This is a genomic window from Streptomyces sp. KL116D (assembly GCF_030766975.1).
Taxonomy (GTDB): domain Bacteria; phylum Actinomycetota; class Actinomycetes; order Streptomycetales; family Streptomycetaceae; genus Streptomyces; species Streptomyces longispororuber_A.
The window spans coordinates 184,780-203,481 of sequence record NZ_JASERH010000142.1 but is presented as its reverse complement, the minus strand read 5'-3'; the positions used below and the strand labels follow the sequence as shown (position 1 = coordinate 203,481).

Below are 18,702 nucleotides of genomic sequence, written 5' to 3'. Positions count from 1 at the left end.
CCACCCACCCCAAAACCGGTAGCGCCCCACCCCGCCCGTCCCCCAAGCTCACCCCATGACCGAGGCAGCCCCACCCGCGACCGGCGTCCGCACCCCATGGTCCGCCCTCCCGGCCCCCGTGAAACAGGCCCTCGCCGAAAAGCTGGGCGCCCCCGTGGCGCACGCCGAGACACAATCCGGCGGATTCTCCCCAGGCGTAGCGGCCCGCGTCACCCTCACGGACGCCCGCCGCGCCTTCGTCAAAGCCGTCAGCGCGGAGTCGAACCCGCACAGTCCCGCCCTGCACCGGGCCGAGGCGAAGAACGCCGCGGCGCTCCCGCCCGACGTCCCCGCCCCTCGCCTCCTCGCCACGCACGACGACGGCACCTGGGTCGCCCTCGTCTTCGAGGACGTCGAGGGGAGTCAGCCCCAAGTGCCGTGGGACGGAGAGGAGTTGAGGCGGGTTCTGGACGCGGTCGGTGCGCTGTCGCGCAGGCTCACCCCCGCCCCGCTCGCCGCCCCCCGCGTCGCCGACGCCCTCGGCGGGAACTTCGACGGCTGGCGCCGGCTCGTCGACCGGGGCCGGGTCGACGGCGCGGGCCTCGACCCATGGACCGCCCGCAACGCCCCGGCCCTCGCCGAACTGGCCGCGCCCTGGGCCGAGTTCGCCACCGGCGACACCCTCGCCCACGCCGACCTGCGCGCCGACAACATGCTGCTCACCCCGGAGCGCGTCGTCTTCGTCGACTGGCCGCACGCCGTGCGCGCCGCCCCCTGGTTCGACCTGCTCGTGATGCTGCCGTGCGTCCGCGCCCAGGGCGGCCCCGACCCCGAAGCCCTGTTCACCGAGCACCCGTTGGGCCGGGCGGCCGACCCGGACGGCGTCACCCGGTGCCTCGCCGGACTGGCCGGGTACTTCCTGGCGCACGCCGCGCGCCCCGCCCCGCCGGGCCTGCCGACGCTGCGGGCGTTCCAGCGGGCGCAGGGCGAGGCCGCCGTCGGCTGGCTGCGGCAGCGCCTCAGAAACCGTGGGGCGTCGAAGCCGCTCGTACCAGGCCTTCGGTGACCCGGGCGTCGTCGCCCATCTCGGGGTGCCACTGGACGCCCATCACCCAGGACATGCCGGGGAGTTCGACCGCCTCGACGGTGCCGTCGTCCGCGTGCGCCGAGGCGACCAGGCCCCGGCCGAGCCGGTCGACCGCCTGATGGTGATAGGTCGGCACGTCGGACGGCTCCGGGACCAGGTCCCCGAACCGGGTCCCGGGCACCGACGTGACCGTGTGCCGCCCGAACACCCCGGTCTCCTTCACGTGGCCCTCGACGTGCTGCGTCAGGGTCCCGCCCAGCGCGACGTTGAGCAGCTGCATGCCGCGGCAGATCCCGAGCAGTGGCGTGCCCGACGTCAACGCGGCCCGGATCAGGGCGAGTTCCCAGGTGTCCCGCTCGGCGGCCGGCGGCCCCGTCCGCGGGTCGCGCTCGGCACCATACTGGTCGGGGGAGACGTCGGGGCCGCCCGCGACGATGACCCCGTCGAGCCGCGCCACCACCGACGGCGCGTGCTTCGGGTCGTCCGGCGGCACCATCGCGGCGAGCCCGCCCGACGCCTGCACGAGCTGCGGGTACCCCACGGGCAGCAGCGCCGCGGGCAGCTCCCACACGCCCCAGCGGGCGTTCTTCTCCAGGTAGGTGCTGATGCCGATCAGCGGCCTGCTCACCATGGTGCCGTGCTCCCCAACCTCGCTCGTACTCATTCCCGTGCCAGCTCCGCCTCCGCCGCGGCGAGCGCGGCGAACTCCTCCTCCGGCGCCCGTGCCACCAGCCGCTTGCGGCTGTACGCGCCGAAGTACCCGACGGCGACCGCGTACACGCCGAGCGCGATGAGCGCCGCCGTCACGTCGACCAGGAAGGTCGCCACGAGCGCCGCACACGCGAGGACCAGCGCCACCGAGGACGTGAGCACACCGCCCGGCGTACGGTACGGCCGCGCGAGCCCCGGTTCCCGGCGCCGCAGCACGATGTGCGACAAGGACATCAGAGCGTACGAGATCGTCGCGCCGAACACCGCGACGTTCAGCATGCGGGCACCGTCCCCCGTCGCGGCGGCCAGCGCGAAGCCGATCGCACCCGGTACGAGCAGCCCGAGGTAAGGCGCCTTGCGGCGGCTCGTCAGCGACAGGAACCGGGGCAGGTACCCGGCCCGGGACAGCGCGAACAGCTGCCGCGAGCCCGCGTAGATGAGGGAGAAGAAGGACGCCACCAGGCCGGCCAGGCCCGCGTAGTTCACGATGCGGCTCCACGCCGTCGCCTCGCCGCCCGGCTGCAGCGCCGCCACCAGCGGGTTGCCCGCCTCCTGGAGCGCGGCCGACCCCCGCGCTCCCGCCGACGCGAAGAACGTCAGCAGGGCGAGGACCACCAGGATCGCCATGGACCAGCGGATCGCCCGCGGCAGCGTACGCGCCGGGTCCTTCGTCTCCTCGGCCGCCAGCGGCACCCCCTCCACGCCCAGGAAGAACCACATCCCGAACGGGAACGCCGCCCAGATCCCCAGCACGCCCATCGGCAGCCAGGAGTTGGCGCCGAACGCGGAGCCGTCCACCGCGATGTCGTTCAGCCGGGACGCGTCGAAGTCCGTGAACGCCGCCGCCGCGAACACCAGCAGCGCCGCCACCGCGATCCCGGTCACCACGAAGCTGAACCGCAGCGCCTCGCCGACGCCCCACAGGTGGATGCCGATGAAGACGACGAAGCAGGCCAGGTACACCGGCCAGCCCGACGTCAGACCGAAGAGGCCGAGGGACTCGACGTAGTCCCCGATGAAGATGGAGATGGCGGCGGGCGCGAGGACGTACTCGATGAGGATCGCCGTGCCCGTGAGGAACCCGCCCCACGGCCCGAGCGCCCGGCGCGCGAACCCGTAGCCGCCGCCCGCCGTCGGCAGCACCGACGAGAGCTCGGCGAGCGAGAACACCATGCAGGCGTACATCACGCCCATCAGGGCCATCGCGATGGCCAGCCCGCCGAAACCGCCTTCCGCGAGGCCGAAGTTCCAGCCCGAGTAGTCACCGGAGACGACGTACGCGACGCCGAGCCCGGTCAGCAGCAGCCAGCCCGCGCTGCCCCGGCGCAGTGTCCTGCGCTCCAGATAGTCGTCGCCCTCCACGGGAAGGGATTTCTGGGTGTCCACGGTCATGCGCGACTGCTCCCCGGTCCGGATCGGACGTGCAATGGAATGGATCCATACCTTTGCGGGGAGCGCGCGCACAAAGCAAGCCCCGTGCGTTACCCGGGTGTTAAGCCTCGCCTCATGTCAGGAAGCCGCGCAGCAGGGCGGCCGTGCCCGCGCAGTGCTCGCGCGTCATCTCCCGCGCCCCGTCCGCGTCCCCGTCGAGCACCGCCTCCACCAGGGCGGTGTGCTGGCGCTGCGAATGCTCCAGGTTCCGTACCAACAGCGGGATGCAGTCCAGGAGGTCGTTCACCGTCGCGCGGACCGCCGCGTACTGGGCGGCGAGGGAGGGGGAGCCGCACAGTTCGGCGAGGGTGAGGTGGAGCAGGGTGTCCCGGCGGCGGTAGTCCGCGAGCGGGGCGTCGTGCGTGTCGGCGAGCGCCGCGCGCAGCCGGCCGGCCCGCTCGTCGTCGAGCCCGTGCGCCGCGCAGAGCCCGGCCGCCCCCACCTCCAGGACCTCGCGGAAGCGCAGCACGTCCTCCACGTCCACGCCCCGGATGCGCCGCCGCAGCTCGTCCTCGCCGGCCGCCTCCGGGCGCGGCAGCACGAACGTGCCGCCGTACCGCCCGCGCCGCGACTCGACGAGCCCCTGGTCCTGCAACACCTTCAGGACCTCCCGCAGCGTCACCCGGCTGATCCCGAGCCGGTCGGCCAACTCCCGCTCCGACGGCAGCCGTTCGCCGCCCGGCACCAGGCCGAGCCGGACGACCTGGAGGACCTGTTCGAGCGCCTCCTCGAAGCCGTTGCCCGCCCGCACCGGACGCAGCACCGTCGCGAGACCGCCGTCGGCGCCCGCGCGCCCGGCGTCCTTCACGGGTTCCCCGTGCGACATGAGGTCCGACCCCCTTCCCAAGCAATGGTTCTGAGCAATACCTTATGGCTATCGGCCGACCAGAAGCATCCCCAAGGAGGCTTTTCCCGTGGCAGACCGCACACCCCCGCTCGCCGTCGAGGAGCTGCACGCCCTCGTCGCGAGCGGCGAGATCGACACTGTCGTCCTGGCCTTCCCGGATATGCAAGGGCGGCTCCAGGGCAAGCGGTTCGCCGCCCGGTTCTTCCTCGACGAGGTCCTGGAGCACGGCACCGAGGGCTGCAACTACCTCCTCGCGGTCGACACCGACATGAACACGGTCGACGGCTACGCGATGTCCTCCTGGGACCGCGGCTACGGCGACTTCGCCATGCGCCCCGACCTCACCACGCTGCGCCGCGTCCCCTGGAACGAGGGCACGGCCATGCTGATCGCCGACCTCGCCTGGGAGGACGGCTCGCCCGTCGTCGCCGCGCCCCGGCAGATCCTGCGCCGCCAGCTGGAGCGCCTCGCCGAGCTCGGACTCACCGCCCAGGTCGGCACCGAGCTGGAGTTCATCGTCTTCAAGGACACCTTCGAGCAGGCGTGGGACGCGAACTACCGCGGACTCACCCCGGTGAACCAGTACAACGTCGACTACTCCGTCCTCGGCACCGGCCGCATCGAGCCGCTGCTGCGCCGGATCCGCAACGAGATGGCGACCGCCGGCCTCACCGTCGAGTCCGCCAAGGGCGAGTGCAACCCGGGCCAGCACGAGATCGCGTTCCGCTACGACGAGGCCCTCGTCACCTGCGACCAGCACGCCATCTACAAGACGGGCGCCAAGGAGATCGCCGCGCAGGAGGGTGTCTCGCTCACCTTCATGGCGAAGTACAACGAGCGCGAGGGCAACTCCTGCCACATCCACCTGTCGCTCGCCGACGCCGACGGCCGCAACGCCATGGCGGCGCCCGCGAGGGGCCACGGCGGCATGACCGACCTCATGCGCCACTTCCTCGCCGGCCAGCTCGCCGCCCTGCGCGACTTCTCCCTCCTCTACGCCCCGAACATCAACTCCTACAAGCGGTTCCAGCCGGGCTCCTTCGCCCCGACCGCCGTCGCCTGGGGCCACGACAACCGCACCTGCTCGCTCCGCGTCGTCGGCCACGGCCGCTCCCTGCGCTTCGAGAACCGGCTGCCCGGCGGCGACGTCAACCCGCACCTCGCCGTCGCCGGACTCGTCGCGGCCGGCCTGTACGGCGTCGAGCAGAAGCTCGAACTCCCCGACGCCTGTCCGGGGAACGCCTACACCGCCGAGTACGAGCACGTCCCCACCACCCTCCGCGAGGCCGCCGAGCTCTGGGAGAACAGCCCCATCGCCAAGGCCGCCTTCGGGGACGAGGTCGTCGCCCACTACCGCAACATGGCGCGGGTCGAGCTCGACGCGTTCGACGCCGCGGTGACCGACTGGGAGCTGCGCCGCTCCTTCGAACGCATGTGAGGATCGCCCGTTGAGTGAGCTGCTCCACGTACTGAACCCGGCGACCGAGGAGGTCGTCGCGACCGTCCCGGCCACCACCCGCGCGGACGTCGACGCCGCCGTCGCCCGGGCCCGCACCGCACAGACCGGCTGGGCCGCCACGGCCCCCGCCGACCGCGCCCGCCTCCTGCGCCGCTTCGCGACCACGGTCGACGAACACCTCGAAGAACTCGCCCGGTTGGAGGTCCGCGAGGCCGGCCACCTCATCGGCAACGCCCGCTGGGAGGCGGGCAACGTCCGCGACCTCCTCGACTACGCGGCCGGTGGCGTCGAGCGGCTGAACGGCCGGCAGATCCCGGTGCCGGGCGGCCTCGACATCACGATCCTCGAACCGCTCGGCGTCGTCGGCGTCATCGCCCCCTGGAACTTCCCGATGCCCATCGCGGCCTGGGGCACCGCCCCCGCCCTCGCGGCGGGCAACGCGGTGCTGCTCAAGCCCGCCGAGACGAGCCCCCTCACCGCGCTCAGGCTCGCCGAACTGGCCCTGGAGGCCGGCCTGCCCGAGGGCCTCTTCCAGGTCCTGCCCGGCGAGGGCCCGGTCGCCGGCGACGCCCTCGTCGAGCACCCGGACGTAGCGAAGATCGTCTTCACCGGCTCCACCCCGGTCGGCCGGTCGATCATGGCCAAGTGCGCCGACCGCGTGAAGCGCGTGACCCTCGAACTCGGCGGCAAGAGCCCCAACATCGTCTTCGCCGACGCCGATCTGCGGGCCGCCGCCGACCCGTTCGCGTTCCTCGACAACTCCGGCCAGGACTGCTGCGCCCGCACCCGCATCCTCGTCCAGGAATCGGTGTACGAGGAGTACACCGAGCTGCTCGCGGACGCCGTCCGGGCCGTAGTCGTGGGCGACCCGGCCGACGAGAAGACCGGGATGGGCCCGCTCATCTCGCGCCGCCAGCTGGACCGCGTACGGCAGTTCGTGCCCGACGATGCCCCGGCGATCCGCGGCAGCGCCCCCACCGGACCCGGATTCTGGTTCCCGCCGACCGTGCTCACCGGCGAGGCGCCCGACGCGCCCGCCGCACGCGAGGAGATCTTCGGCCCGGTCGCCGTCCTGCTCCCCTTCACCGACGAACAGGACGCCGTCCGCCTCGCCAACGACACCTCCTACGGCCTCGCCGGCTCCATCTGGACCCGCGACGTGGGCCGCGCGCTGCGCGTCTCCGGCGCCGTCCGCGCCGGGAACCTCTCCGTCAACTCGCACTCCAGCGTGCGCTACTGGACCCCGTTCGGCGGCTACCAGCAGTCCGGCCTCGGCCGCGAACTGGGCCCCGACGCCCTGACCGCCTTCACCGAAACCAAGAACGTCTTCATCAGCACGGAGGCATGAGAGCCCTATGACCGAAGAGATCATCTGCCGCCGCCTCGTCGGCCGCACCGCCGTCATCACCGGCGCCGGCAGCGGCATCGGCCTGGCCACCGCGCGCCGCCTCGCCTCCGAGGGCGCGCACGTGGTCTGCGGCGACATCGACGCGACCGCGGGCAAGAAGGCGGCCGAGGAGGTCGGCGGCACCTTCGTCCAGGTCGACGTCACCGACGCCGAGCAGGTCGAGGCCCTGTTCAAGGCGGCGTACGACACGTACGGCTCGGTCGACATCGCCTTCAACAACGCGGGCATCTCGCCCCCGGACGACGACTCGATCCTCGACACGGGCCTGGAGGCGTGGAAGCGGGTCCAGGAGGTCAACCTCACCTCCGTGTACCTGTGTTGCAAGGCCGCCATCCCGTACATGCGCGAGCAGGGGAGGGGCTCCATCATCAACACGGCGTCCTTCGTGGCGCGGATGGGCGCGGCCACCTCCCAGATCTCGTACACCGCCTCCAAGGGCGGCGTCCTCGCCATGTCCCGCGAACTGGGCGTGCAGTTCGCCCGCGAGGGCATCCGCGTGAACGCCCTGTGCCCGGGACCGGTCAACACCCCGCTCCTGCAGGAGCTGTTCGCCAAGGACCCGGAGCGGGCGGCGCGCCGCCTCGTGCACATTCCGGTCGGCCGGTTCGCCGAGGCGGACGAGATCGCGGCCGCCGTCGCGTTCCTCGCCAGCGACGACGCCGCGTTCGTGAACGCCACCGACTTCCTTGTGGACGGCGGGATTTCGGGCGCGTACGTCACGCCTCTGTAGGGGACCCGTCAGATAGGTGTACGGTCCCCAGGCATGCGTAACAGAAATGTTGCCGCGTGGACTTCGGCCGTGGTCACCGCCCTGGTGGCCACGGCTCTCGTCTCTCCTGCGGCCGCCGCCACGTCCGCGCCCACCGCCGACCGATCCTGCCCGCAGCTGTCGAAGAAGCTGCCGTGGTACGGCGAGAACCGGGCGAAACTCCAGCGCATGATCGACGAGCGGGGCACCTGCCACGGCCGGCACGGTCCGCGCCCCGTCGCCGCCTTCGACTGGGACAACACCGTCTCCAAGAACGACGTCACCGACGCCACCATCGCCTGGGCGCTCAAGCACGACAAGATCCTGCGCCCCGCGAGCTGGCAGAAGTCCAGCAAGTGGATGACCGACGACGCCGCCAAGGCGCTCACCACGGCCTGCGGCACCGACGTCCCCGTCGGCGCCCCGCTGCCCACCTCCACGGACACCGACTGCACGGACGAGATCTTCAACATCCGCGAGTCCGGGAAGACCATGAGCGGCGCCGCCGCCTTCGCGGGCGACTGGAACCACCGGCGCACCGTGCCGCAGTACGCCTGGGTCCCGCAGCTGTTCGCCGGGCACACCGTCCCCGAGCTGGAGTCGTACGCGGCCGCCGCCAGGTCCGAGGCCCTCGCCGCCCCCGTCGGCGCCACCCAGCAGCTCGGCACCCACACCATCCCCGGCTACGTCCGCTACTACGAGCAGCAGCGCGACCTGATCCGCACGCTCCAGAAGGCCGGCTTCGACGTCTACATCGTGTCGGCGGGCTCCGAGCCCGTGACCGAGGTCTGGTCGAAGGGCGTCGGCATCGACCGCGAACACACCGTCGCGATCCGCTCCGTGCTCGACTCCAAGGGCCGGATCACCACCTACAACGAAGGCTGCGGCGGCGTCGGCCGCACCCAGGGCGAAGCCATCCCGTACATCGACGGCAAGCGCTGCTGGATCAACCAGGACATCTACAAGGTCAAGGGCAAGTCGGCCTGGGACGAGCAGCGCTGGGGCAAGAGGATCGCGCTCGGCGGCGGGGACGCCGACACCGACGTGACCTTCGTCGGCGACGCCACCGGCGCGCACCTCGTCCTCAACCGGAACAAGAACGAGATCATGTGCCGGGCCTACGACAACGCCGACGGACGCTGGGTCGCCAACCCCATGTTCATCGAGCCGCTGCCGCGGAAGACCGGCACGTACCCGTGCTCGACGGCCTCCTACAACAAGCCGGAGGGCGGTTTCGGGCCGTTGCTGCGCGACGACGGCTCGGTCGTGCCCGATCAGATGGACTCGGTGTACTGATCTTCCGGGCGCGGCCTACAGTGCCCGGATGAGCAGTCCCGCGTCGCCCCCGCCCGGCTGGTACCCGGACCCGAAGGCCCCGTCCACCGAACGCTGGTGGGACGGGGCCGCGTGGACCCAGCACCGCAGGCAGCCGCAGACCCCGGTCCCGATGGCGCCGCAGCCGTCGGGCGGGGGCCGCGGCAAGGTCCTGGCCCTGGCCGCGGCGGGGGTCGCGCTCGTCGCGGCGATCGTCACGGGCGTCGTCCTCGTCGTGAACGACGGCTCCGACGAGCCCGAGGCACGCACCGCGACCACGACCGCCGCACCCGAGACGTCCGGGCCGCCCACGCAGCCCCCGACGAGCAGCGCGGCACCGTCCCCCACGGAGGACGCCTCCCGCGCCACGGACCAGCTCAACGGGATCACGCTGCCCGTGCTCGACGGCTGGGAGAAGGCCAAGTACGTCGCCGACCACGACGTCCTCATCACCACGCCGCTCACCTACACCTGCCCGTTCGACGACGGCGTGTGCCGCCGCGGCACCGTCGCCACGAGCACCGTGACCGGCACGGACGAGAAGGACCTGGCGGACCTCGCCGCGAAGGACGTCGCCGACGCCGCCGACCTCGCGTACGACACGAACGCCGTGGGGCAGCGGCCCTTCGGCGGGATGAAGTCGCACAAGGTCGTCGCCGCCCGACAGCTGGCGGTCGCCGGGCGCGCGGGCTACCTCGTGCGCTGGAAGGTGACGACCGCCAAGGGGCCAGGCGGCTACGTCCAGTCGGTGGTGTTCCCCTCCAGCGTCGGCTCCCAGGCCCTGGTGGCCGTGCGCTGCACCCTCGACGCGAGCCCCGAGGCGCCCCCGCTCGCCGACCTCGACCGGATCGTCAAGGGCATCAGGCCGCTGGGCGGCGCGGGCGGCGGGGGAGTGGGCAGCAGCGTCGGCCCGGACGACTGAGACGACCGGGACGACCGGCCGCCTACAGGAACGTGTAGCCCTCGCCGCGGTACGTGGGCACCGTCTCGGTCACCGCGTCGCCCCGCACCAGGTGCAGCACCTCGAACCGCTCGCACAGCTCACCGGCCTTGGCGTGCCGGAACCACACCTTGTCGCCGATCAGCAGATCGTCGGCGGGCGCCCCCAGCAGCGGCGTCTGCACCTCACCGGGACCCTCCTGCGGGTCGTAGCGCAGCCCCTCCGGCAGGTACGGCACCGGCAGCCGGTCGGCACCCGCGGCACCCGACGCCGGATACCCGCCGCCCAGCACGGTCACCACGCCCACCCCGGGCCGGCGCACCACGGGCTGCGCGAACAGCGCGGCCGGACGCCCGCTGAACGACGTGTAGTTGTCGAAGAGCCGCGGCACGTACAGGCCCGACCCGGCGGCGATCTCGGTCACGGCGTCCTCCGCCGCGGTGTGCTGCACGCTGCCCGTGCCGCCGCCGTTCACGAACTCCAGGTCCGGGGCGACCGCCCGCACGGCCCGCACCACCTCGGCGCGGCGCACCGCCAGCTCCTTGCGGGCCGCGGCCTGCATCAGCCGGACCGCCCGCGACCGCAGCGGCCGCCCGGCGACCGAGTCGCCGACACCCGCCACGTGCCCCTCGTACGCCATGATCCCCACGAGCCGGAACCCGGGGCGCTCACCCACCGTCCGCGCCAGCTCGGCCAGTTGGGACGGCGTGCGCAGCGGCGAGCGCAGCGCCCCGATCCTGACCTTCCCGCCCAGCACCTGCCACGACGTGTCGAGCTCCAGACAGACCCGGATCTCCTCGCTCCCGCCGTCGCGGGCGTCGTCGATGAGCCGCAGCTGCGCCGGATCGTCGACCATCACGGTCACCGCGGCGGCCAGCTTCGGGTCGTGGGCCAGCTCGGCGAAGGAGGCCCGGTCGGCCGACGGATAAGCGAGCAGCACGTCGTCGAACCCGGAGCGCGCCAGCCAGATCGACTCGGCCAGCGTGAACGACATGATCCCGGCGAAGCCCTCGCGGGCCAGGACCCGTTCGAGGAGGGTGCGGCACCGCACGGACTTGCTGGCGACCCGGATCGGCTTGCCGCCCGCCCGTCGCACGAGATCGTCGGCGTTGGCGTCGAAGGCGTCCAGATCGACGATCGCCACGGGGGCGTCGAGGTGTGCGGTGGCCCGGTCGAAGCGGGCCCGGTCGGCGGCGCGCGGTGTCATGGCCGAAGCCTGCCAGACCCGATTACCGCAGGGTAGAGGGACGATCCGGGCAGATCGGCCGAGCCTGCGGACTGGTTGTCCCCTGACCTGGCCGGGCCCGTTAGAGTGACGCGCACGCAGGCTGAGGAAACGGGGAGGCATGAGCACGGAAGCCCGACGTGTCCCGCCACGCCCGACGACCCCGCCGCGCCCGGCGGAGGCACCGCCCCAACTGCCCCCGGACACCCCACCCTTGCCCCCCACCCCACCCCCACCACCCCCATCCGCCCGCTTCCCGGACACCCCACCCCCACAGACACCGTCCAGGGGCGCGAGCAACCACGACGCACCGGCACAGCCCCACGGCGGGAAGACGCCCCATAGGGGCGCGGGGAACGGCGCGACCAGCCACAACGCACCCGCACAGCCGCACACCCCCGCAACGCCCCACAACACGAAGGCCCACCCCCTCCCGCCGGAGGCCCCCCTCACCGAAACGACGACCCGCCTACGCCCCGTCCCCCCGGCACCCCCCATACCCCCGGCCCCCCGAACCGCACCCCCCCGCCGCCCGATCGGCACGGTCGACCTGACCCCCCGCCCGGAATCCGCCGGCAGGCCCTTCGTACGGTTCGCCCGCCCCGAGCACTACGACGACAGCACCACGCGCCTGCGCCCCGTCGGCGCCCGCATAGGGCCCCGCGCGGCCGCGGCGGCAGCCTGCCTCGTGCTCGGTCTCGGCCTGCTCGGCGGCGCGGCCACCGGCACCCTCCTCACCGGCGACGGCGGCAGCGGCACGGTCTCCGCCCGGACCGCCTACCACGACGCCGGCGAACTGTGGCACAGCATCCCGGTCGACCGGCTGTTCCCGCCCACCCTGAAGGGCGAGGGCGCCGGACCCGGCGGAGCCGACCGCACCTGGACCAGAGTGGCCGTCGCCCCGGACAGCGGCTGCAAGACCGCCTTCGACCCGCTCCTCTACAAGGCGCTGCGCCCGGCGGGCTGCCTGCGCCTGCTCCGCGCCACGTACACCGACGCCACCCAGAGCCAGGTCACCACGGTCGGCCTGATGTTCACCAAGGCCGATCTGGAGGCGACCAAGGCGCTGCGCACCCGCTTCACCGAGCAGGGCCTCGACCGCCGCACCGACCTCATGCCCCGCCCCTACGCCGCGAAGGACACCGTCGCCGCCGGCTTCGGCGACGCCCAGCGCGCGTCCTGGACGCTGAACGTCCTGACCGACGCCCCGGTCGTCGTCTACGCGGTCTCCGGCTTCGCCGACGGCCGCACCGTCACCGACCCGGAGCCCGCCGCCGAGGCGATGAAGCCGGGCGCCACCACCGCCCCCGCCCAGGCGGGCCTCGGCCACGAGGCCCAGGGCGTCGCCGACCGGATCGAGCGCGGTCTGCGCAAGGCCGTCCAGAAGTCCACGGAGCAGCCGTCATGACCCGCGCCGCCCACCGCGTCGCCGCCCTCGGCACCACCGCCGTCCTCGCCCTGCTGCCCACGACCGCGGCCCACGCCGACACGGTCCGCGCCCAGCAGTGGGGCCTGACCGCGATGCACACCCAGCAGGCGTGGCGCACCACCAAGGGCAAGGGCGTCACGGTCGCGGTCCTGGACACCGGCGTCGACGACCAGCACCCCGACCTCAAGGGCAACGTCACCGAGGGCAAGGACCTCATCGGCTTCGGCGCGAAGCGCGGCGACCGCCCCTGGGCCCGGCACGGCACCGCCATCGCGGGCATCATCGCGGGCCACGGCCACGGCGCGGGCCACGGCGACGGCGTCATGGGCATCGCCCCCGAGGCCACGATCCTGCCCGTCCGCGTGATCCTGGAGGACGGCGACCCGTCCCGCGCGAAGGCCCGCGAGACCCGCGGCACCGCCCTCGCCGACGGCATCCGCTGGGCCGCCGACCACGGCGCCGACGTCATCAACCTCTCCCTCGGTGACGACTCGGCGACCGCCCACCCCGAGGCGAGCGAGGACGCGGCCGTCCAGTACGCGCTGAAGAAGGGCGTCTCCGTCGTCGCCTCCGCGGGCAACGGCGGCGAGAAGGGCGACCACATCTCCTACCCGGCCGCCTACCCGGGCGTCATCACCGCCACGGCCGTCGACGCCTCCGGCTCCCGCGCCTCGTTCTCCACCCGCCGCTGGTACGCCACCGTCGCGGCGCCCGGCCGGAACATCGTGACCGCCGACCCCGACCGCAAGTACTACTCGGCGTGGGGCACCAGCGCCGCCTCCGCGTTCGTCTCCGGCGCCGTCGCGCTGGTCCGCGCCGCACACCCCGGGCTGAGCCCCGCCCAGATCAAGAAGCTCATGGAGGACACCGCCCAGGACCCGCCGTCCGGCGGCCGCGACGACTCGCGGGGCTTCGGCCTGGTCGACCCGGCGGCCGCCATCGGCGCGGCGAAGAAGCTGAAGCCGCAGGGCCTGGCCCCGGCCGCGTACGGCGAGACGTACTTCGGCCCGGGCCCCGACGACCCGGACGACGACGGCCAGGCCGCCTGGGTCGGCCCGGTCGCGGGCGGGCTCGGAGTGGTGCTGCTCGGTACGGCCGTCCACCTGTGGCGGACCCACCGCCGGCTCAGGAACCGCTGACCACCGCCGCCGCGGCCGCGGCCACCGCCTCCACGAGAGCGATCCCGGTTTCCTTGGTGGTGCTCCCGTTCGAGACCACGGCCACCAGACAGTCCGTCCCGCCGACGGTCACCCGCCCGACGCTGTTGATGTCCCACAGCCCGGTGGTGCTCCGCCGCAGCCACCCGTTCTTCAGCGCGCTCCCGTCGCCGTCCCCGGCCGCCGAGACCCCCCACGTCTGGTCGGACTCGACGTTCGCCATCAGCCCCTGGACGTAACCCCGCGAGTCCGCGCTCAGCACCGGGTCGTCCGCGACCCCGAACACCTGCTGGAGCAGGGTGAGTTGATCCTGCGCCGTGGTCTGCGTCAGCCCCCACAGCGACCCGTCGCCGCCGCTCGTGCCGGACAGCCCGAGCCGCCGGTTCGCGGCGTCGAGCCCGGCCGCCCGCCCGATGACGTCCCACAGCGCGGTGGTCGCCGCGTTGTCGCTGTTCTCGATCATCGTGGTGGCGTACGCCTTCTCCCGCGCGGTCAGCTCCCGCCCCTCGTCCTGCGCCCGCAGCAGCAGCGCGGCCAGGACGTCGACCTTGACGATGCTCGCCGTGTCGTACGTCCCGTCGCCCGACGCGTACGCGGCACGCGCGCCGCCCGCCACGTCGAGCACGGCCACGGAGACCTCGCCGTCGTGCCCGGCGACGGCGTCCGCCACGGCCTCGGCGAGCTGTGCGTCCCGGTCCACGGTCGGGGTTCCCCCTTCGGAGGGTGCGGCCACCTGCGACACCAGCGCGGTCGCGTCGTGCGCCTGCGCCTTGACGTAGACCGTAGTGGCGGCGGTGCCGGAGACCAGCACCGCGGCGGCGACGGCCGCGCACAGCGGCGCCCGGCGCCGACGGGGGGAGCGAGGGGACATGCCGCGATGGTCGATCGCGGTCCTGTGACGACCATGGGTCCGACCCCAGGGTCCGCTGAGAACCCGTGGGGCCGCGCTCTGTAGGGTCGGTGAACGTGGCGAACAAGAACATTCCCGACCCCGGCTTCTCCGACGACGACGGCACCGCGGACCCCCGCCTCGCCGAGGCGCTGGCCGCGTGGTCGGCCGACCGCACGGCCCACGGGCCGGTCCTGGACGCCCTGAAGGGCGCCCGCCTCCTGGTCCCCGTCGTCGCCGTCCTCGGCGAGGTCGAGGAGGACGAGAACGGGCTTCGCCGCGAGAAGACGTCCGACATGGCGGTCCCGACCCTGAAGGCGGGCCACCGCACGGCGCTCCCCGCCTTCACCTCCACCGCGTCCCTCGCGCTGTGGGACCCCGAGGCCCGCCCGGTCGCCGTCCCCCTCCACCAGGCGCTCCAGGCCGCCGCCCACGAGAAGGCCGACACGGTCGTCATCGACCTCGCGGGCCCCGTCCCCTACGAGCTCACGGGCCCCGCCCTGTACGCGCTCGCGGAGGGCCGCACCGGCACGGACCCGCTCACCGACCCCGCGGTCACCGACGCGGTCCGCGCCGCCGTCGCCGCCGAGCCCGCGGTGGCCCGCGCCCACCTCGGCCCCGGCGAGGCGGACGGCACCCTGGCCCTGGTCCTCGACGCGGACGCCGACGTGCAGGTCACGGCCCGGTCCCTGGCGGCCCGCATCGCGGCCGACGAAACACTGCGGGCCCGCCTGGTGCGCGGCCTCGACCTGGCACTGCTGCCGGCCGGGACCACGCCGCCGGGCGAGCCCTTGTACGTACGTGACTGAGTCCTGAGAGCGGGGGGCTGGGCTCCAGGCCCTAGCCGTAGATCGCGCCCGTGTACTTCTCGCCCGGGCCCTGGCCCGGCTCGTCGGGCACGATCGACGCCTCGCGGAAGGCGAGCTGCAGTGACTTCAGGCCGTCCCGCAGCGGCGCCGCGTGGAAGGAGCTGATCTCCGTGGCACTGCCGTCGAGCAGGCCGGCCAGCGCGTGGATCAGCTTGCGGGCCTCGTCGAGGTCCTTGTGGGCGTCGCCCTCCTCGGTGAGGCCGAGCTTCACCGCGGCGGCACTCATCAGGTTGACCGCCACCGTCACGATGACCTCGACGGCGGGAACCTCGGCGATGTCGCGGGTCAACGCGTCGTAGTCGGGAGACTCGGGGGAAACGGCTGCGGGAATGGCGTCACTCATGCCTCCCACGATATGCCGCCCGCGCACTCGGTTGGGCGCACCCCCCAAGTGCTGCTAACCTTGTGTAACGACCGGCCGGACACCCCTGTCGAGGACACCGTCCCAGACCTGAGTGACCGGCCCACAAGTGGAGGCTCCGATCTCCCACCTGGCCGCCCGATCACAGGGCGGCGGGTCACCGGTCAGACGGTCCCCATCGTTCCGTACGGACGATGGAACCGTCCGATGCGCGCCCCGCGGTCCACCGTGGCGGTGCTCCGGTAGTTCTTGGAGCCCCCTCATGTGTGCCGTCCGGGGCATTTTTTGTGCTTCGGCGCGGTTGGTACTTAGGAATCAGACGTACGCGGCGGTCCGCCAGACCGTCGTGTGGTGCTACCGAGGAGGATCCATCAGCGCCGAGCCCCGCATCAACGACCGGATTCGCGTTCCCGAAGTGCGACTTGTCGGTCCCAGCGGCGAGCAGGTCGGGATTGTTCCGCTTGCCAAGGCCCTTGAGCTTGCTCAGGAGTACGACCTCGACCTGGTCGAGGTGGCGGCGAACGCCCGTCCGCCCGTGTGCAAGCTCATGGACTACGGGAAGTTCAAGTACGAGTCGGCCATGAAGGCCCGTGAGGCGCGCAAGAACCAGGCGCACACGGTCATCAAGGAGATGAAGCTCCGGCCGAAGATCGACCCGCACGACTATGACACCAAGAAGGGTCACGTCGTCCGGTTCCTCAAGCAGGGCGACAAGGTCAAGATCACGATCATGTTCCGTGGTCGTGAGCAGTCCCGGCCGGAGCTCGGCTACCGGCTGCTGCAGCGCCTTGCGAACGACGTCGAGGACCTCGGTTTCGTCGAGTCGAACCCGAAGCAGGACGGCCGGAACATGATCATGGTTCTCGGCCCGCACAAGAAGAAGACCGAGGCCATGGCCGAGGCCCGCGAGGCGCAGGCCGCCCGCAAGGCCGACGCGAAGGCCAACCCCGGCAAGTCGCAGAACGCTGCCGAGGACCAGTCTTCCGAGGAGGTCGCCGAGGCTCCGGCCGAGGCCCCCGCCGAGGCTTCTGCCGAGGCATGATCCAGCGGCGCACAGCCTGTGCGCCTTGGATACCAACGGACACAACTGACGTTCCCCCGCGGCCGGTTCGCGCCTCTGGCACGGACCGGCCGGGAACGCCACTGACGAGGAGAGAACGGCGCTATGCCGAAGAACAAGTCGCACAGCGGTGCCAGCAAGCGCTTCAAGGTCACCGGCTCCGGCAAGGTGCTCCGTGAGCGCGCCGGCAAGCGCCACCTGCTCGAGCACAAGTCGTCGCGCCTGACGCGTCGCCTCACCGGCAACGCCGAGATGGCCCCGGGCGACGCCAAGAAGATCAAGAAGCTTCTCGGCAAGTGACGTACCGGCGCGTCAGCGCCCCGTACGTCGGCTAGACCGGGACCTATTCGAATTCGGGTCGGGTGACGTCAACCCCGGCCCCGCTACAAGGAGTTAACAAGTGGCACGCGTCAAGCGCGCAGTCAACGCGCACAAGAAGCGTCGGGCGATCCTCGAGCAGGCCAGCGGTTACCGCGGCCAGCGGTCGCGTCTGTACCGCAAGGCGAAGGAGCAGGTCACCCACTCCCTCGTCTACAACTACAACGACCGCAAGAAGCGCAAGGGCGACTTCCGTCAGCTGTGGATCCAGCGCATCAACGCCGCTGCCCGCCAGAACGGCATGACGTACAACCGCCTCATCCAGGGTCTGAAGGCCGCCAACATCGAGGTGGACCGCAAGATCCTCGCCGAGCTGGCCGTCAACGACTCCAACGCGTTCGCCGCGCTGGTCGAGGTCGCGCAGAAGGCGCTCCCGGCGGATGTCAACGCGCCCAAGGCCGCTGCCTGAGCCGTGCGTTGAGCCGGTCAAGCGGACCCGTAGGCCTCCCGGCCTACGGGTCCGCTTGCGTCTGCCGTCCTGTCCGCCGCACCCCCGTCGAGTCGAGCCCCAAAGGTGAGTTCATGGTTGCCGCCCCCGAGTTGATCTCTCCCAGGTCCCCCCGAGTCTCCGCCGCCCGGCGGCTCGGGAAGCGGAACTTCCGGGGGAAGGAGCGGCTGTTCCTCGCCGAGGGGCCGCAGGCCGTGCGGGAGGCCGCCGCGCACCGGGACACGCTCGTCGAGATGTTCGCCACCGTCGAGGCCGCCGAGCGGTACGCCGACATCGTGGCCGAGGCCCGGGACGCCGGGGCGCGGGTGCACCTCGCCGACGAGAGCGTCATCGCCGACATCTCCACGACCGTGACGCCGCAGGGGCTCGTGGGCGTGTGCCGGTTCCTGGACACCCCGTTCGACGAGGTCCTCGCGGCGCGGCCCAAGCTCGTCGCCGTCCTCGCGCACGTGCGCGACCCCGGGAACGCCGGGACGGTGCTGCGCTGCGCCGACGCGGCCGGTGCCGAGGCGGTCGTGCTGACCGACGCGTCCGTCGACCTCTACAACCCCAAGGCCGTGCGCGCCTCCGTCGGCTCGCTGTTCCACCTGCCGGTCGCCGTGGGCGTCCCCGTCGAGCAGGCCGTCGCCGGGCTGAAGGCGGCCGGGGTCCGGATCCTCGCCGCCGACGGAGCCGGCGACGACGACCTCGACGACGAGCTGGACAAGGGGACCATGGGCACCCCGACCGCCTGGGTCTTCGGCAACGAGGCGTGGGGGCTCCCGGAGGAGACCCGCGCGCTCGCGGACGCCGTGGTGCGCGTCCCCATCCACGGCAAGGCCGAGAGCCTCAACCTGGCGACGGCGGCCGCCGTGTGCCTGTACGCCTCCGCTCGTGCACAGCGCGCCCCCGGAGGGTGCCGCTCCGTCACCCCCGGCTAGTAGGGTGACCACCTCGGGTCCGTGACCGAGAGGTGGGATACG

The 18,702-nt window shown here is 72.7% G+C and carries 19 protein-coding genes; 13 read left to right on the top strand and 6 right to left on the bottom strand.

Annotated elements, in window-relative coordinates; all coding sequences use genetic code 11:
- Positions 1-55: 55 nt before the first annotated feature.
- The gene (locus tag RBJ77_RS55835) at positions 56-1,045 is read left to right on the top strand and encodes an aminoglycoside phosphotransferase family protein (protein ID WP_372352012.1); all 990 of its coding nucleotides are present in this window, start codon (positions 56-58) and stop codon (positions 1,043-1,045) included.
- On the opposite strand, the gene RBJ77_RS55830 is transcribed toward RBJ77_RS55835, so the two are convergent.
- From RBJ77_RS55830 to RBJ77_RS55820, 3 genes are all read right to left on the bottom strand, one after another.
- Positions 999-1,730: a gamma-glutamyl-gamma-aminobutyrate hydrolase family protein gene (locus RBJ77_RS55830; protein WP_372352011.1), complete on the bottom strand. Its 732-nt coding sequence runs from the start codon at positions 1,728-1,730 to the stop codon at positions 999-1,001. The two genes, RBJ77_RS55835 and RBJ77_RS55830, sit on opposite strands and share 47 nt — an antisense overlap.
- Positions 1,727-3,169, bottom strand: a complete 1,443-nt coding sequence (gene eat / locus RBJ77_RS55825; RefSeq protein ID WP_372352010.1) for an ethanolamine permease — start codon at positions 3,167-3,169, stop codon at positions 1,727-1,729. The genes RBJ77_RS55830 and eat overlap by 4 nt, the downstream gene beginning before the upstream one ends.
- 112 nt (positions 3,170-3,281) lie before the next feature.
- Entirely contained in the window at positions 3,282-4,034 is a 753-nt protein-coding gene (locus tag RBJ77_RS55820) for a FadR/GntR family transcriptional regulator (protein WP_372352009.1), read from the bottom strand.
- A gap of 88 nt (positions 4,035-4,122) precedes the next feature.
- Here RBJ77_RS55820 and RBJ77_RS55815 point away from each other — a divergent pair, with 88 nt between their 5' ends.
- From RBJ77_RS55815 to RBJ77_RS55795, 5 genes are read left to right on the top strand one after another with little or no spacing between them, the layout of a single operon-like run.
- Positions 4,123-5,493, top strand: a complete 1,371-nt coding sequence (locus RBJ77_RS55815; RefSeq protein ID WP_372352008.1) for a glutamine synthetase family protein — start codon at positions 4,123-4,125, stop codon at positions 5,491-5,493.
- Between the two features lie 10 nt (positions 5,494-5,503).
- Positions 5,504-6,862, top strand: a complete 1,359-nt coding sequence (locus tag RBJ77_RS55810; RefSeq protein WP_372352007.1) for an aldehyde dehydrogenase — start codon at positions 5,504-5,506, stop codon at positions 6,860-6,862.
- A gap of 7 nt (positions 6,863-6,869) precedes the next feature.
- Positions 6,870-7,652: a 3-oxoacyl-ACP reductase gene (locus RBJ77_RS55805; RefSeq protein WP_255982008.1), complete on the top strand. Its 783-nt coding sequence runs from the start codon at positions 6,870-6,872 to the stop codon at positions 7,650-7,652.
- A gap of 33 nt (positions 7,653-7,685) precedes the next feature.
- Positions 7,686-8,966, top strand: coding sequence for a haloacid dehalogenase-like hydrolase (locus RBJ77_RS55800; RefSeq protein WP_372352006.1), 1,281 nt, complete (start codon positions 7,686-7,688; stop codon positions 8,964-8,966).
- Between the two features lie 28 nt (positions 8,967-8,994).
- A complete protein-coding gene (locus RBJ77_RS55795; protein WP_372352005.1) occupies positions 8,995-9,906 on the top strand; it encodes a DUF2510 domain-containing protein in 912 nt (303 codons plus the stop codon).
- A gap of 22 nt (positions 9,907-9,928) precedes the next feature.
- On the opposite strand, the gene RBJ77_RS55790 is transcribed toward RBJ77_RS55795, so the two are convergent.
- Positions 9,929-11,131, bottom strand: coding sequence for an amino acid deaminase/aldolase (locus RBJ77_RS55790; RefSeq protein ID WP_372352004.1), 1,203 nt, complete (start codon positions 11,129-11,131; stop codon positions 9,929-9,931).
- Between the two features lie 706 nt (positions 11,132-11,837).
- Here RBJ77_RS55790 and RBJ77_RS55785 point away from each other — a divergent pair.
- Positions 11,838-12,557, top strand: coding sequence for a hypothetical protein (locus RBJ77_RS55785; RefSeq protein WP_372352003.1), 720 nt, complete (start codon positions 11,838-11,840; stop codon positions 12,555-12,557).
- Positions 12,554-13,717, top strand: coding sequence for a type VII secretion-associated serine protease mycosin (mycP, locus tag RBJ77_RS55780; RefSeq protein WP_372352002.1), 1,164 nt, complete (start codon positions 12,554-12,556; stop codon positions 13,715-13,717). Before RBJ77_RS55785 ends, mycP begins: the two co-directional genes overlap by 4 nt.
- Here mycP and RBJ77_RS55775 read toward each other — a convergent pair.
- Positions 13,704-14,606, bottom strand: coding sequence for a serine hydrolase (locus RBJ77_RS55775; protein WP_372352001.1), 903 nt, complete (start codon positions 14,604-14,606; stop codon positions 13,704-13,706). The two genes, mycP and RBJ77_RS55775, sit on opposite strands and share 14 nt — an antisense overlap.
- A gap of 95 nt (positions 14,607-14,701) precedes the next feature.
- On the opposite strand from RBJ77_RS55775, the gene RBJ77_RS55770 reads away from it, so the two are divergent.
- Positions 14,702-15,433, top strand: a complete 732-nt coding sequence (locus RBJ77_RS55770) for an SseB family protein (protein WP_372352000.1) — start codon at positions 14,702-14,704, stop codon at positions 15,431-15,433.
- Between the two features lie 31 nt (positions 15,434-15,464).
- On the opposite strand, the gene RBJ77_RS55765 is transcribed toward RBJ77_RS55770, so the two are convergent.
- On the bottom strand, positions 15,465-15,836 hold the full coding sequence (locus RBJ77_RS55765; RefSeq protein WP_255977230.1) for a DUF1844 domain-containing protein: 372 nt from the start codon (positions 15,834-15,836) through the stop codon (positions 15,465-15,467).
- A gap of 364 nt (positions 15,837-16,200) precedes the next feature.
- On the opposite strand from RBJ77_RS55765, the gene infC reads away from it, so the two are divergent.
- The 4 genes from infC to RBJ77_RS55745 all read left to right on the top strand — a co-directional run bounded on the left by infC (position 16,201) and on the right by RBJ77_RS55745 (position 18,660).
- Positions 16,201-16,896, top strand: a complete 696-nt coding sequence (gene infC, locus RBJ77_RS55760) for a translation initiation factor IF-3 (RefSeq protein WP_255977239.1) — start codon at positions 16,201-16,203, stop codon at positions 16,894-16,896.
- Between the two features lie 123 nt (positions 16,897-17,019).
- Positions 17,020-17,214, top strand: coding sequence for a 50S ribosomal protein L35 (rpmI, locus tag RBJ77_RS55755; RefSeq protein ID WP_007829094.1), 195 nt, complete (start codon positions 17,020-17,022; stop codon positions 17,212-17,214).
- A 100-nt stretch (positions 17,215-17,314) separates the two neighbouring features.
- Positions 17,315-17,701 (top strand): 50S ribosomal protein L20, encoded by a 387-nt coding sequence (gene rplT, locus RBJ77_RS55750; protein ID WP_189976603.1) that lies wholly within the window; start codon positions 17,315-17,317, stop codon positions 17,699-17,701.
- Between the two features lie 113 nt (positions 17,702-17,814).
- Entirely contained in the window at positions 17,815-18,660 is an 846-nt protein-coding gene (locus tag RBJ77_RS55745; RefSeq protein ID WP_372351999.1) for a TrmH family RNA methyltransferase, read from the top strand.
- Positions 18,661-18,702: the final 42 nt, after the last annotated feature.